The organism is Metamycoplasma cloacale, from assembly GCF_900660735.1.
Classification (GTDB): domain Bacteria; phylum Bacillota_I; class Bacilli_A; order Mycoplasmatales; family Metamycoplasmataceae; genus Metamycoplasma; species Metamycoplasma cloacale.
Window position 1 is genome coordinate 422258 of the sequence record NZ_LR215049.1, and the last position, 13455, is coordinate 435712.

Consider the following 13455-nt stretch of genomic DNA (forward strand, 5'->3'; position numbering starts at 1 on the left):
TTCTCCTTTTATGTTTATTAAATATTTAATAAACTTATTTTAGCAAAAAAAGAAAAATAAAAAATATATTTTCATGCTTTTTCTATTGAAAAACGTTGAAAATATAATTATTTTTCTATTTTAATTTGTTTTTTATATTGAATTTGATTGTTTTTTTATTTTGCGTCCATTATTTGTTGAACGATAACATTGATATCTATTGGTTTCTCTAATTGCTTTTTCAATTCAATAAAGATGTTCTTAAGAGTGGTTTTTAAGTCAATAGAATCAGCGAAAACAATATGCTGCGGTTGGTTGTACAATTCAATTTTTTCCATTGAACTATCGATAATATATAAGCCAACAACTGGAATACCATCAGAAATAATTAATGAAAAGTTCTTAATGGTACTATTTAAATTTAACAATGGGTTAGGAAACTGAATATCTCTTTTTTTATGATGACGAATTCACGTTCTTGAAACGCAATTAGCTTCAATGTTTTCATTATTAGAATAAATCGGTTCTACAAATAATATTCCATATTGAGAAACAATAGCATTAGGTATATTAAATCTAACTTTATTTTTCTTATTTAATGTCAAAGTTTGTTTTTCAAAGAAAGTTAAATTGTAATTACTGCTGAATTCTTTTAATTCATTAGTGATCTTCTCTTGAAACAACTCAACCTCTTGATTATTGTTTTTATACTTTCTTTTAATTAAATAAATAATTAATGATATTAATAGAATAGTTAATATCGTACATATAATTCCGACGATAATTGCGGTTTTAAATTTATTATCTAAATTTGGCTCACTATTCATAGTAGCTTCGTTGGTTGTTTCTAATAAAACGTCTTTTAAATGCATTTTAAGATATTCTCCTTTCATTTGTTGGACCATTGATATTAAATTCGTGATTGTTTAATTTTTTACGTATAATTTTACAATTTTTTATTAACTCTTTTAAATCATATCAAAATTTAGATGAATGATTTGGATGTATAAAATGAGTTAGTTCATGAAACACAACATATTGGATATATTCAAATGAAAACAAGCCTAGATATTTAGAAAACGTAATTAATGACTTACTAGGATAAGCAGTGCCTCAAGCGGTTTTTTTATTTAATATTTTGTATTTTAAATTAGGTATTTTAAACTGCGGTTTTAATAAAAAATAATTCTTAATACACAAATCAATTTTTTCACTTAATTTATGCTTTATATAATTTCATAAATTATCAATAATTCGTTTTTCATTTGGACATTTAATAATTTCTATTGAATTATTAAATTTGTTTGTAATCACAATTGAATAATTGATAAATTGGTATGAATATAGATTACCTAACATTCAAAATTCACATTGTGCTTTATTAATTTCTAATGATGGTTTATCATGTTTTTTTAAAAGAAGGTTTTTAATACTTTTATAAATAAAATTTTGAATTTCTGCTTTAGATAAATCTGGGGTATTCGTTTTTAAAATAAAACGATTTTCTTTAAAAAGCATATAAATATTTTTATTATTTGTGTAAATAACTTCAATTAAAAATTCTTGATTGTCATAATTAATTTTGAGAAAAGAATTACTTGTTTTCATTAGTTAATATTATAATGATCTAAATGTAAAAAAATGTTTAAATTATGTTATTATTGATTAATATATAAAAAATTATCTTTTATATAAGAAAATTTTTGTTATTTTAGTAAAATATTAAATGCTAAATTATTAGAGATAGCAAGAAAGGCAAAAGAATGGCAAACATTAAATCAAAACAAAAAGCAATATTATCTAACGAAAAAGCTAATGCACGTAATTCTGCAATTAAATCAGCTGTAAGAACAGCAATCAAAAAAGCAAGAAAGGCTGCTGAATTAAAAGATCCTAAAACAGCTGAATTACAAGCTAAAGCTCACCACGAAATTGATAAAGCAGTTTCAAAAGGTGTTCTACATGCAAACAATGGTGCAAGAAAAGCTAGCCGTTTAGACGCATTTATTGCTAAAAATAATAATTAATCAATCACTTTATTTTAATTAAATAAGCTTATTATCCAAGCTTATTTTTTTATACTCTTTTATGATTTAAAATGTATATAAAAAATCGACATTACAAATGAATGCCGATTAATTATTAATTATTTGATTTTATCGTTTAATGATTCTTTAATAACTTTTTTACCTTTGTAAAATCCACAGAATTGACATGCTGTGTGAGGAATAATTGATTGTTTGCAATTTTGACATTCAACAACTGTTGTTGCTGTTAAAGCGTGGTGTGATCTACGTAAGTGTTTTCTTTGTTTAGAGGTTTTTCTCTTTGGTACTATAGCCATTTTATCTCCTTTATTAAAATGAATGTTTTAATCAAGATTATTCAATCTTAAACTAGTTGAATAATAGCCATTTTAGCGTTGTCACCTTGGCGGTTAGAAATTTTAATAATTCTTGTATAACCACCATTTCTTTCTTTGTATTTTGGTGCTACAACGTCAAATAAATATTGTACTGAGTTTTTACCTGCAACGTTTGAATCAATTAATCTTAAGTATTTTAAAGCTTGTCTACGGCTTGCTAAGGTGTTTGCTTTACCTAAAGTAATCATTTTTTCAGCTTGTGGTTTAATTCTTTTAGCTCTTTCTAAAGTGGTTTTGATTTCACCATGAATTAATAGATCGGTAACTAATGATCTTTCCACATGGTTTCATCATTCAGTGTTTCTACGAAATACTTGTTTTGGATTTGCCATTATTCTTCTCCTTCTTCATTAGTATCTGAATCATCATTTACATTTTCATGGTTTATATCATCAGCTAAATCTGAATAATCATCGTTTTGATGTCTTTCTTTTCATTCAGCTAATTTATCAATGATATCTTGAACTGATTTTTTACCTAAATTCTTGATGTTTGATAATTCTTCTTCATTTAATTTTAAAAGTTCATCAATAGTGTTGTAGTTTGCTCTTCTTAAAGCATTTAAACTTCTTATGGTTAAATTTAATTTTTCAATTGGTAATGAAATTTTTGCTATTTCTTTCTTTTTATCTTTTGCATCATCAAATAATTTTAATGTTTCAAGTGCATCAATATTACCGATAATTTGGAAATGAGCAACAATAATTTGTGCAGCTTGATACATAGCGTCTTTCGCTAAAACAGTTCCATCTGTAATTAAGTGAATTTTTAATCTTTCATCAATGTTTTTTGATGTAGTGTTTAACTCTTCACAGAAAATTCCGCATTTAACAACAGGACTGAAGTCACTATCCATTGCTAGAATTTGACCTTTTTTGATTTTAGATTCTAGTTTTGGACCATATTCTTCAATTAAAGTTTTATTTTCTTCAAAATCAATATATCCTCTACCGGTTCTTAAAAATAAATCAAATTCTAGTGAACCATTTTCGCTAATTGAACAAATATATTGATCTTTATTAACAATCTCTAAACCACGTGGTTCATCAATATGACTTGCATATACATCACCTGATTCAGTTGATTTGAAAGAAATTTTTACTAAATTATCTTTACCAAAGATTTCAGGTTCGTATGTGAAACGAATTTTTCTAATGTTTGCAACTAAGGTAATAACGTCTTCTCTAATACCAGGTAGTGTTTCAAATTCGTGTTCTACGTTGTTAATTTTAATCGCAAAAGGTGCTGTTGAGGTAATTGATGATAACAATGTTCTACGAATAACAGTTCCTAATGTATTGGCATAACCTCTCATTAAAGGTTCAATGACAAAAGTTGTGTCAAAATCGCTGATTTTTTCTGATACCAATTCTTTGTATGCTATTTTTTGAATTTTTTCCATATTTTCTCCCACTATTTATTATGCTCTTTTAAGAATTTTCTTTGGAGGACGTGTTCCGTTGTGTGGAGTAGGTGTTACATCTTTCACTTCTTTAATTGTTAAGAAACCACATGTTTCAATTTGTTTTCTAGCTGTTGATTTTCCAGGACCAACACCTTTAACAAAAATTGAAACCTCTTTTAAACCAAATTCTTTTGCTTTTTCTAAAGCATTTGCAGCAGCTAAACCAGCTGCATAAGGGGTTTTCTTTTTAGTACCCTTGTATCCAATTGCTCCTGATGAACTTCATGCAAATACATTACCGTTTAAGTCAGTAAATGAAACAATGGTATTTTGATAGGTTGAGTGAATATGTGCTAAACCTTGAGTAATAACTTTTTTATTTTTCTTAGCCATTATTATTTACCTTTCTTTCCTGCAATTGTTTTTCTTGGGCCTTTTCTTGTTCTGGCGTTTTTCTTAGTTGATTGACCACGAACTGGTAGGCCTTTTCTGTGTCTAATTCCACGGTATGATTTAATTTCCATTAATCTTTTAATGTTTAAGTTAACTTCTCTTCTTAAATCACCTTCTGTGGTGTATTTTTTAGCTTCATCTCTGATACGTGTTAATTCTTCTTCGCTTAAATCTTTAACTCTTTTATTTTCATCAACATTTACATTCTTTAAGATTTCATGCGCTGTTGATCTTCCAATTCCATAAATATAAGTTAATGAAATAATTACTCTTTTATTATTTGGAATTTCAATATTTAAAATTCTAGCCATATTTTATCCTTGTCTTTGTTTGTGTTTTGGGTTGATGCAAATTACTCTATTAACACCGTGTCTTTTAATGATTTTACAATCTTTGCAAATACGCTTAATTGAAGCTCTAACTTTCATTTTTATTCTCCTTATTATTTATGTCTAAAAACAATTCTTCCTTTAGTCATGTCATATGGACTTAATTCCACATCTACAACGTCTCCTGGAATCATTTTAATGTTATGAAATGACATTTTTCCTGAGATAAATGCTTTAATTTCGATGCCATTATCCAATAATACATCGTAATCTTTTGAAGAATGCATTTTTAGAATTTTTCCAGTCATTTTAATTGCGTCTTTTGCCATTAAATATTATCTCCTGATAGAATGTAGGCTTGATTGTTATCAATTAAGACTGTTTGTTCATAATGTGCTGTGTTATAACCTAATGGGTCATAGACAGTTCATTCATCTTTTTTAATCGCTACATTCTTTGATTTTTGTAAGATCATAGGTTCAATGCAAATTACCATCCCATTTCGAATAATTGGACCACTGTTTGGTAATCCATCGTTAAATACATACGGATCTTCATGTAATGATTTACCAATTCCGTGTCCGCAGTATTCATCAGGGGTATAAAAGCCTTGGCTTTTAATATATGAACCAATCGCATATGAAATATCTCCTATGCGTTTGCCAACTTCTATTGCATTAAAACCCGCATAGAAAGCGTCTTTAGCTACTTGAATTAATTTCTTATCTTCTTGCGTTATATTTCCTACTCCTTTAGTAAAAGCGGAGTCTGAATAATAACCATCTCAAATAGCTCCCATGTCAATTTTTACAATATCGCCGTCTTTAACGACATAATCGCTAGGAATTCCATGGATTAATTCTTCGTTTACCGAGATACAACAGGTATTAGGAAATCCATATTGTCCTAAAAACGCTGGTTTAGCACCTCTTTTTCTTATTTCTTTAAAAGCGACGCTATCAATTTCTTTTAAAGAAACGCCTGGTCTTATGAAGTTATAAACAATTGTTTTCACTTCTGCCAAGATAGAACATGCTTTTTTGATCTTTTCAATCTCGTATTGTGATTTGATTATGATCATTTTAAAGCCTTCTGTACGTCACTATACACTTTTTCGTATTCTTGATAACCATTTACTTCACTTAATATTTTCATGTCATTGTAGTAATCAATCAAGCATTTAGTTTGTTCTGAATAGATTGCCAAACGTTTTTTAATAACTTCAGGTTCGTCATCTAAACGTTTAATAATTGCTCCACCGCATTTATCACAAACGTTTTCATCTTTGGGTGGATTAAATTCAAGGTGATAAATCTTTTTACATTCAGAGCATATTCTACGTTTTGATAGACGTTCAATAACCTGATCACTTGTAATGTTTAATAAAATAACTTTTCCAATATTAATACCCTTTGATTCAAGTGATTTAAGGAAATTAGCTTGTTCAAGGGTACGTGGATAACCATCTAAAATAAATGGTTGTTTTTGTTTAACTAATTCAGATACTTTTGCTTCAACTAAACGATTAGTTAAAGAATCATCAACATATTTACCCGAATCAAGAATTGATTTAATTTCTAAACCTAATGGTGTTTTGTTAGCAATTTCTTCTCTAAACATTTCACCAGTAGATAATTGATAATAACCATAGACTTTAACTATTCTAGTAGCAATTGAACCTTTTCCAGCGCCAGGCGCACCTAGAAAAATGATATTAGGGTATTGGTTTTCATTGCTATTACAACAGCTTTTATTTTTTTGACATTTAGCTATCATATTAAATCTTCTTCTTCCTCTCCATACATTTCTTTTAATTCACGAATCATTCTTCTTCTTCTTGATAATTCTTGCGATTTATATCTTGCTTTCACTTGTTGAACAGTTTCATAAGCAGTTGATACAAGAATCATTATTGAAGTTCCACCAAACGAAATAGATGCAGGCATACCCAACATTTGTTCAACGTAAGTAATACCACCTAAAATAATTAAATAGATTGATGAAAACAATGATAATCTGATAACTGAATCTAAAAGATAACTTTCTGTTTGTTCTCCTGGACGAATACCAGGAATGAATGTACTATTTTTTGCAAAATCTTCGGAAATCTTGTCAATTCTTGATTGTTGAATTCCTAATAAAATAGTTAATCCAAATGTAATCAGAATAAACAATAGAAAACCTAGAGGTTGCGTTAATTGAAGATTGCTATATACTCAATTGTAATATTTGGATGTATTGGGGTCCATTACATTAGCAATCATTGTTGGAACAGATAAAACCATTAAAGCGAAGATTACACTCATAATTCCGGCAGGATTTGCTTTAATTGGTAGAAAACTAAGTTCCTTTTCGTTTTTAGAAAGACCAGCACCAACTTGTTGAATTGGAATACGTCTTTCAGCGATGGTAAAGATAATAACAATTAATATTGTCAATCCATAACCTAATAGATATACGCAAAATTCAATTATTTCTTTCAATACAACAAAATCTTTTGAAGAGCTTGGTACGAAGAATTCGAAAGCGTGTTTGAATGTTGGAATTAAATTACTTGCAATTCCAACAAAAATTAAGATACTAGTTCCATTCCCAACACCTTTGTTGGTAATTTGTTCTGATAAAAATAGAGCAAAGAATGAACCAGCAATTAAAATCGTAGGTAGGATAAAGTATCCATAAATTTGGTGACCTTTTGGACCTAAAATGGTATTAATTTCTTCAGCAAATCTAATCCCGAAACCTTGTTTAGGATTGATTAATGCTCTTGTTAGTAATAACGATTGTACAATTGCGAAAATAAAGGTGAAAAGGAAGGTAATTAAATTAATTTTAATCCTTCCTTGTGGCCCTGATTGACTCAAACGATGAATAGCAGGAAATGCCTTCGTTTGTAAAATCATCATCACTAAACTAGCGGAAATAAACGGACTTATTCCTAATGCAACGATAGAGAAATTTCTAATTCCCCCACCACCAACTAAGTTTAATATCCCGATAAAATCACCTTGGTTTAATTTATCTTTATTGACTAAGTTAACACCTGGAATTGTTATTGTTCCAGCCGCTAAGAAAACTACAACGATAGCTAACGTGAATAAAATCTTCTTGAATAAATCATGGTTTTTTCATCATTCGTTTCAAGAGTTACGATTATTGTTGATAAACTTGTCAATTGCAAGTTTTCTTTCACTTTTATCATGACGTTGTTTTTTACTTAGTTTTGTTGATTTAGCCATTATTTAACCTCGATTTTTCCTCCAACTTTTTCAATTGCTTCTTTAGCACTTTGTGAAAGTGTAGGAATTTGTACATTTAATTTTTTAGTTAGTGTTCCTTTACCTAAGATTTTTACAGGTAATGAACCTTTAATTAAATTGTGTGATGCAAGAGTTTCGTATGAAACAATTTCGTTTGCTTTATAAACTCTTTCAAGTTGTTCTAGGTTCACAACTTGGTATTCCACGTGGTTTACGTTGTTAAATCCACGTTTTGGAATTCTTCTGAATAATGGGTTTTGTCCACCTTCAAATCCTAATCTAACTGTTGATCTTTTGGTTTGACCTGATTGTCCTCTACCTGCTTGTTTTCCTTTTCCTGCTGCATGTCCTCTACCAACACGGTGTTTTTCTTTTCTTGAACCTGCGGTTGGTTTTAAATTATGTAATTCCATAAATTTTTTCCTTTCTTATTTCTTATTAATGATTATTTAGAAAGTAAATGTTTTACGTCAATATCACGTAATTTAGCAATTTCGTCTGCAGTTTTAACTTTTTTAAGGGCATTTACAGTAGCTTGAACAATGTTTTGTTTAGTTCTTGAACCATAAGTTTTGGTTGAAATATCTGTATAACCAGCTAATTCAACAACAGCACGTACAGTTCCTGAAGCAATGATCCCTGCTCCTTTAGGTGCTGGACGTAGTTGTACTTTTGATGCTAAGAATTTTTCTTGGATTTCATGTGGAATTGTTCCATTTACGATTGGAACAACGATAATATTTTTTTGTGCATCTTTAATTGCTTTTTTAATTGCGTCTTGTACTTCGTTTGCTTTACCGTGTCCAAAACCAACTTTTCCTTTTTTATCTCCAACTACAACGTATGCAGAGAATGAAAATCTTCTTCCACCCTTAACAACAGTTGTAACTCTGGCAATGTCAACAACTTTTTCTTCAAATTGTTGAACAGGAGCGGTTGTTTTAGGAGTGAATTGTTTTGCTTTACGTACTGGTTTAACAGCGGGTTGTTTCTTTTCTTTATCTTCGGTTGATTTAACAGCTGCTACAACTTTGGTTGCAGAAGATTTAACTTCTTTAACAGCTTCTTTTTTCTTTAGTTCTTCGGCCATTAGAATTTAATCCCTTCTTCTCTTAATACTTCGCAAAATGCTGCTAATTTTCCGTGATAAATGTAACCTGATCTGTCAAAGACGATTTTTGTAATTTTTTTAGCTTTTAGTAATTGAGCAAATTCTTTAGCAACTAATTTTACTGATGCAATGTTATTTCCTTTAATATCGCTTGGTAAGTTGTGTGTTGATGAAGAAACTAATGTTGTATGAGTTGCATCGTTAACTGCTTGAGCATAGAAATTGTGTAATGATTTATATACACATACACGTGGAGTTTCAGCACTTCCTTGTGCTAATTTATTTCTAATTTTTAAGTGTTTTGCTTTACGTTTTAAATTTCTTGATAACATAAATTTTCTCCTTAAATTAAACTACTTAGAAGCAGTCTTTCCTTCTTTACGACGTACAACTTCATCTTTATACATAATACCTTTTCCTGAATAAGGACTTGGTTTTCTAATTTTTCTTACATTAGCTGCAAATTCACCAACTGCTTGTTTATCAATACCTGAAATAACGATATTTGTAGGTTTTGGAACTTCAACTTTTAAGTTGCTTGGAACTGAAATCATCACAGGGTGTGAATAACCAGCAATAATTTCAATTTCTGTTCCTTTAAGAGTTGCTTTATAACCAACCCCTTTGATTTCGATTTCTTTTTTGTAACCTTCTGAAACACCAATTAACATGTTTTTGATTAATGCGTTTGTGGTTCCATGCAATTGTTTTGTACTTTTTTCTTCGTTTTGTCTTAAAGTTTTAATTTCATTATTTTCAACTACAACATCGATTAATTTAGAGAATGTATATTCAAGTTTTCCTAATTTACCTGAAACAGTAATTGTATTTTGGTTTAAAGATACTTCAACGCCTTTAGGGATTTCTAAAATTCTTCTACCAATTCTAGACATAATAACTATCAAATGAAAGCAACAACTTCGCCGCCAACATTTGCCTTTCTAGCTTCTTTATCAGTTAATAAACCTTTTGATGTTGAAATAATTGCTGTACCAAAACCGCTTAATACTCTTGGTAATTTTTCTGCTGATGAATATACTTTTAATCCTGGTTTTGAAACTCTTTTAATACCTGAAATTGCAGATTGGTTTTGGTTTAAACCTTTGTATTTTAAGGTTATTTTCAATTGTTTGAAGTGGTTTGATTCAGATGGTTGTAACACTTCATAATCTACAATGTAACCTTCTTTTTTAATAATTGCTAGAATTTCTTCTTTTTTGTTTGAGTGTGGTAATACAACTTCGTGATATTTTCTTGAAATTGCATTTTTCATTCTAACAAACATATCTGCTATTGGATCTGTAATAATAGCCATGATTATCAACTCGCTTTCTTAACGCCAGGAATTTTTCCTTCGTGTGCTAATTCTCTAAAACAAATACGACAAATTTTGTATTTTCTTAAAACTGCATGAACTCTTCCACAAATTTGACATCTTGTGTATTTTCTTACACCAAATTTTGGTTCGCGTTCAGCTTTAACCATTAATGCTTTTCTTGCCATACATTAATCCTTTCTATTGTGCCTTGGTAAATGGCATTCCTAAGTGTTTCAATAAAGCAAACGCTTCTTTATCTGATTTTGCATTGGTTACAATAATTACATCCATTCCCTTTAATTTACGAATTTTGTCAAAACTAATTTCAGGGAAAATAATTTCTTCTTTAATACCTAAAGCGTAGTTACCTCTACCGTCAAAGCTCTTGGTACTAATTCCGTTAAAGTCACGCACACGAGGTAGAGCTACTTCAATTAATTTAGTTAAGAATGATCATGCTCTATCACGTCTTAATGTAACTTTACCTCCCATTGGCATACCTTCACGTAATTTTCATGATGCTAATGATTTTTTAGCAACTGTTTGATATGGTTTTTGACCTGTAATTTGAGTTAATTCAGTCATAACTTCTTCAATGGCTTTTGAGTTAGATACTTCATTACCAGCTGTCATGTTGATAACGATTTTAACAATTCTAGGAGCTTGCATAACTGATGAATAGTTAAATTCTTTAACAAGTTCTGGACGAATTTCGTTTAAGTATTTTAATTCTAATGCTGATTTCATATACTCTCCCTATTAAACTGTTTTGTTTACCTTTCTCATAAGTCTTTGTTTTTTGTTTGATTTAGCATCAACTTTAAAACCAATTTTTGTGCCAACTGATGGTTGACCTTGTGCACCTTTTTTAAGTAAATAAGCAACTTTTGATACATGAATTGGATATTCTTTTTTCTCAATTTTTCCTTGTTGGTTTTCTTGAGAAGGTTTGTGGTGTTTTACTTTGATATTAACGTCTTTTACTGTAACTGTTTGTTTTTTAACGTCAGTTGCAATAACAGCACCGTATTTACCCTTTGAATTACCAGATAAGATTAAAACCATATCATTTTTCTTAATTTTTGCTTGAGCCATTTTATAAAACCTCCGGAGCTAAAGAAATAATTTTTGTATATCCTTTATCTCTTAATTCTCTAGCAACAGGTCCAAATACCCGTGTTCCTCTTAATGAACCATCTTCTTTGATTAATACAACTGCATTATCATCGAATTTAATGTATGATCCATTTTCTCTTCTTAGTCCTCTTTTTGTTCTAACAATAACAGCTTTTAATACTTGACCTTCTTTAACAACACCAGTTGGAATCGCTTTTTTAACAGTAACAACTACAACATCACCGATGTTTGTACTTCTTACTAATGATCCACCTAGGTTTTTAATAACCATAACTTCTTTTGCACCTGAGTTATCAGCTACATTACATCTTGAAAATTCTCTAAGCATTTAGTTCTACCTCTTCAATAGCTTCTACTGCATGTGATTTAATTTCAACTAATCTGAAGTGTTTGGTTTTTGATAAAGGACGAGTTTCTTGAATTTTTACAAAATCTCCAACTTTTGCTTCATTTCTTTCGTCATGTACAGCAAATTTCTTTGATTTTTTGAAACGTTTTGAATATAATGGGTGTTTTTCGTATGTTTCCACTAAAACAGTAATTGTCTTGTTGTTTTTAGTACTTACAACAGTCCCAACAAGAGTTTTACGGTGGTTTTCTCTAATTTGTGCTTCCATTATTTAACTTCCTTTTCATTTTTTTTCATGTTTAATGCTGTTAATGTTCTAGCAATATCTTTTTTAACTAAGTTGATTTTATGGGTTTGGTCTAATTGTCTTGTTGCGTTTTTAAAACGTAGAGCAAATAATTCAGCTTTTAGTTCAGCTAATAATTCATTTAATTCTTTAACTGATTTTTTAGATAAATCTGTATAAGACATTATTTAGCCTCACTTTCTGTTGTTTCTTTAGCTACGATTTTTCATGTTACTGGTAATTTGTGTCCACCTAATCTTAAGGCGTCTTTCATTGTATCTACAGTGTTTCCTTGTACTTCAAACATCACTGTTCCTTCTTTAACTACTGCAAATCATTCATCTGGAGCACCTTTACCTGATCCCATACGTACACCAATTGGTTTAGAGGTTTTTGACATGTGTGGGAAAATTTTAATAATAACTTTTCCTTCACGTCCCATACGTCTAGTAATCGCAATACGGGCAGCTTCGATTTGTCTTGCACTAATTCAGTTTGAAGAAGTTGATTTTAATCCAAATTCACCAAATGTTACTGTGTTATTTCTTGATGCTTTGGTTTTGTCGTGACGAATACGGAACATTTTTCTGTGTTTAGTTCTTTTTGGTTGAAGCATGTTCGTCACCACCTTTTCTTGTTGCTTTTCTTACAGGTTTTTCTTCAATAGCTTCTTCTTTAACATCGGTTAAAATTTCGCCTAATGAAACTCATACTTTAACCCCTAAAATACCATACGTTGTTTTTGCAGTTGTAACTGCATAGTCAACGTTTTGTCTTAAGGTGTGAAGTTTCATTTCACCTTCTGTATATCCTTCGGTTCTGGCCATATCAACACCATTTAAACGTCCTGATACAGAGGTTTTAATACCTTTAGCTCCAGCTTTCATTGCTGTTCTGATAGCAAATTTTTGTGCTAATCTGAAGCTTCCACGGTTTTCTAATTTAATTGCAATTTCTTCTGCTAATAATCTTGCATTAATTTCTGGTTTTTTAAGTTCGATAACTTCGATACTTAATTTAGCATTTTTGTTTTTAATCGCTTTTTGAATACCCAATGTTAGGGCTTTAATGTTTTCGCCATTTGTACCTAAAACTGCTGCTGGTTTTGCTGTATAAACATATACAAAGATATGTCCTGATTGATCTCTTTTAATTTGTACTTTACCAATTAATAATTCACGAACTTTTTTATCAAGAAAATCGTAAATTTTTTGATCTTCTAATAATAAAGAAGCAAATTGTTGTTTGTCAGCATATCAAGTGGTGTTATGTGGTTTAGTAATACCATAACGAAAACCATTTGGATTAACTTTTTGACCCATTATTTGTCTCCTTTACTTTTAGTTGTTGTTTTTTTGGTTGTACTGGTTGATTTTTTTGCAGTAGTTTTAGCTGTTGATTTT

The 13455-nt window shown here is 29.9% G+C and carries 26 protein-coding genes; 1 reads left to right on the forward strand and 25 read right to left on the reverse strand.

Annotated features, from left to right (window positions below; translation table 4 throughout):
• Positions 1 to 155: 155 nt before the first annotated feature.
• Positions 156 to 851: a hypothetical protein gene (locus tag EXC28_RS05755; RefSeq protein ID WP_029330435.1), complete on the reverse strand. Its 696-nt coding sequence runs from the start codon at positions 849 to 851 to the stop codon at positions 156 to 158.
• Between the two features lies 1 nt (position 852).
• Positions 853 to 1587: a YgjP-like metallopeptidase domain-containing protein gene (locus EXC28_RS05760; protein ID WP_051622588.1), complete on the reverse strand. Its 735-nt coding sequence runs from the start codon at positions 1585 to 1587 to the stop codon at positions 853 to 855.
• A gap of 155 nt (positions 1588 to 1742) precedes the next feature.
• Here EXC28_RS05760 and rpsT point away from each other — a divergent pair, with 155 nt between their 5' ends.
• A complete protein-coding gene (rpsT, locus tag EXC28_RS01900) occupies positions 1743 to 2006 on the forward strand; it encodes a 30S ribosomal protein S20 (RefSeq protein WP_029330431.1) in 264 nt (87 codons plus the stop codon).
• A gap of 119 nt (positions 2007 to 2125) precedes the next feature.
• Here the strand turns inward: rpsT and rpmF are convergent, their stop codons facing one another.
• Genes rpmF through rpsC form a run of 23 tightly spaced genes read right to left on the reverse strand, consistent with a single transcriptional unit; the run spans position 2126 to position 13374 of the window.
• Complete coding sequence (rpmF, locus tag EXC28_RS01905) at positions 2126 to 2323, reverse strand: 50S ribosomal protein L32 (RefSeq protein ID WP_029330429.1); 198 nt, start codon at positions 2321 to 2323, stop codon at positions 2126 to 2128.
• 47 nt (positions 2324 to 2370) lie between these two features.
• Entirely contained in the window at positions 2371 to 2736 is a 366-nt protein-coding gene (gene rplQ, locus EXC28_RS01910; protein ID WP_029330428.1) for a 50S ribosomal protein L17, read from the reverse strand.
• Positions 2736 to 3806, reverse strand: a complete 1071-nt coding sequence (locus EXC28_RS01915) for a DNA-directed RNA polymerase subunit alpha (protein ID WP_029330426.1) — start codon at positions 3804 to 3806, stop codon at positions 2736 to 2738. Before EXC28_RS01915 ends, rplQ begins: the two co-directional genes overlap by 1 nt.
• Before the next feature lie 18 nt (positions 3807 to 3824).
• Positions 3825 to 4202 carry a 30S ribosomal protein S11 gene (gene rpsK, locus EXC28_RS01920; RefSeq protein WP_029330425.1) on the reverse strand — a complete coding sequence of 126 codons (378 nt, stop codon included), beginning with the start codon at positions 4200 to 4202 and terminating at the stop codon, positions 3825 to 3827.
• A 2-nt stretch (positions 4203 to 4204) separates the two neighbouring features.
• A complete protein-coding gene (gene rpsM, locus EXC28_RS01925) occupies positions 4205 to 4573 on the reverse strand; it encodes a 30S ribosomal protein S13 (RefSeq protein ID WP_029330424.1) in 369 nt (122 codons plus the stop codon).
• Between the two features lie 3 nt (positions 4574 to 4576).
• A complete protein-coding gene (gene rpmJ, locus EXC28_RS01930; RefSeq protein ID WP_002881082.1) occupies positions 4577 to 4690 on the reverse strand; it encodes a 50S ribosomal protein L36 in 114 nt (37 codons plus the stop codon).
• A 14-nt stretch (positions 4691 to 4704) separates the two neighbouring features.
• Positions 4705 to 4920, reverse strand: coding sequence for a translation initiation factor IF-1 (infA, locus tag EXC28_RS01935; protein WP_029330421.1), 216 nt, complete (start codon positions 4918 to 4920; stop codon positions 4705 to 4707).
• Positions 4920 to 5672, reverse strand: a complete 753-nt coding sequence (gene map, locus EXC28_RS01940; RefSeq protein WP_029330420.1) for a type I methionyl aminopeptidase — start codon at positions 5670 to 5672, stop codon at positions 4920 to 4922. Before map ends, infA begins: the two co-directional genes overlap by 1 nt.
• Positions 5663 to 6367: an adenylate kinase gene (locus EXC28_RS01945; RefSeq protein WP_029330418.1), complete on the reverse strand. Its 705-nt coding sequence runs from the start codon at positions 6365 to 6367 to the stop codon at positions 5663 to 5665. The genes map and EXC28_RS01945 overlap by 10 nt, the downstream gene beginning before the upstream one ends.
• Positions 6361 to 7830, reverse strand: coding sequence for a preprotein translocase subunit SecY (secY, locus tag EXC28_RS01950; protein ID WP_029330417.1), 1470 nt, complete (start codon positions 7828 to 7830; stop codon positions 6361 to 6363). Before secY ends, EXC28_RS01945 begins: the two co-directional genes overlap by 7 nt.
• Positions 7830 to 8264, reverse strand: coding sequence for a 50S ribosomal protein L15 (rplO, locus tag EXC28_RS01955; RefSeq protein ID WP_029330416.1), 435 nt, complete (start codon positions 8262 to 8264; stop codon positions 7830 to 7832). The genes secY and rplO overlap by 1 nt, the downstream gene beginning before the upstream one ends.
• 32 nt (positions 8265 to 8296) lie before the next feature.
• Positions 8297 to 8941: a 30S ribosomal protein S5 gene (rpsE, locus tag EXC28_RS01960; protein WP_029330415.1), complete on the reverse strand. Its 645-nt coding sequence runs from the start codon at positions 8939 to 8941 to the stop codon at positions 8297 to 8299.
• Positions 8941 to 9294, reverse strand: coding sequence for a 50S ribosomal protein L18 (rplR, locus tag EXC28_RS01965; protein WP_029330414.1), 354 nt, complete (start codon positions 9292 to 9294; stop codon positions 8941 to 8943). Before rplR ends, rpsE begins: the two co-directional genes overlap by 1 nt.
• 21 nt (positions 9295 to 9315) lie before the next feature.
• Entirely contained in the window at positions 9316 to 9855 is a 540-nt protein-coding gene (gene rplF / locus EXC28_RS01970) for a 50S ribosomal protein L6 (protein ID WP_029330413.1), read from the reverse strand.
• A 5-nt stretch (positions 9856 to 9860) separates the two neighbouring features.
• On the reverse strand, positions 9861 to 10277 hold the full coding sequence (rpsH, locus tag EXC28_RS01975; RefSeq protein WP_029330412.1) for a 30S ribosomal protein S8: 417 nt from the start codon (positions 10275 to 10277) through the stop codon (positions 9861 to 9863).
• 2 nt (positions 10278 to 10279) lie between these two features.
• A complete protein-coding gene (locus tag EXC28_RS01980; RefSeq protein WP_029330410.1) occupies positions 10280 to 10465 on the reverse strand; it encodes a type Z 30S ribosomal protein S14 in 186 nt (61 codons plus the stop codon).
• A gap of 13 nt (positions 10466 to 10478) precedes the next feature.
• Entirely contained in the window at positions 10479 to 11027 is a 549-nt protein-coding gene (gene rplE / locus EXC28_RS01985; protein WP_029330409.1) for a 50S ribosomal protein L5, read from the reverse strand.
• Positions 11028 to 11039: 12 nt separating this feature from the next.
• Positions 11040 to 11375, reverse strand: coding sequence for a 50S ribosomal protein L24 (gene rplX / locus EXC28_RS01990; RefSeq protein WP_029330407.1), 336 nt, complete (start codon positions 11373 to 11375; stop codon positions 11040 to 11042).
• 1 nt (position 11376) lies between these two features.
• A complete protein-coding gene (gene rplN, locus EXC28_RS01995; RefSeq protein ID WP_029330406.1) occupies positions 11377 to 11745 on the reverse strand; it encodes a 50S ribosomal protein L14 in 369 nt (122 codons plus the stop codon).
• On the reverse strand, positions 11738 to 12034 hold the full coding sequence (gene rpsQ / locus EXC28_RS02000) for a 30S ribosomal protein S17 (RefSeq protein WP_029330404.1): 297 nt from the start codon (positions 12032 to 12034) through the stop codon (positions 11738 to 11740). The genes rplN and rpsQ overlap by 8 nt, the downstream gene beginning before the upstream one ends.
• On the reverse strand, positions 12034 to 12237 hold the full coding sequence (gene rpmC / locus EXC28_RS02005) for a 50S ribosomal protein L29 (RefSeq protein WP_029330403.1): 204 nt from the start codon (positions 12235 to 12237) through the stop codon (positions 12034 to 12036). Before rpmC ends, rpsQ begins: the two co-directional genes overlap by 1 nt.
• Positions 12237 to 12668, reverse strand: coding sequence for a 50S ribosomal protein L16 (gene rplP / locus EXC28_RS02010; RefSeq protein ID WP_029330402.1), 432 nt, complete (start codon positions 12666 to 12668; stop codon positions 12237 to 12239). Before rplP ends, rpmC begins: the two co-directional genes overlap by 1 nt.
• Positions 12646 to 13374, reverse strand: coding sequence for a 30S ribosomal protein S3 (rpsC, locus tag EXC28_RS02015; RefSeq protein ID WP_029330401.1), 729 nt, complete (start codon positions 13372 to 13374; stop codon positions 12646 to 12648). Before rpsC ends, rplP begins: the two co-directional genes overlap by 23 nt.
• Positions 13375 to 13455: the final 81 nt, after the last annotated feature.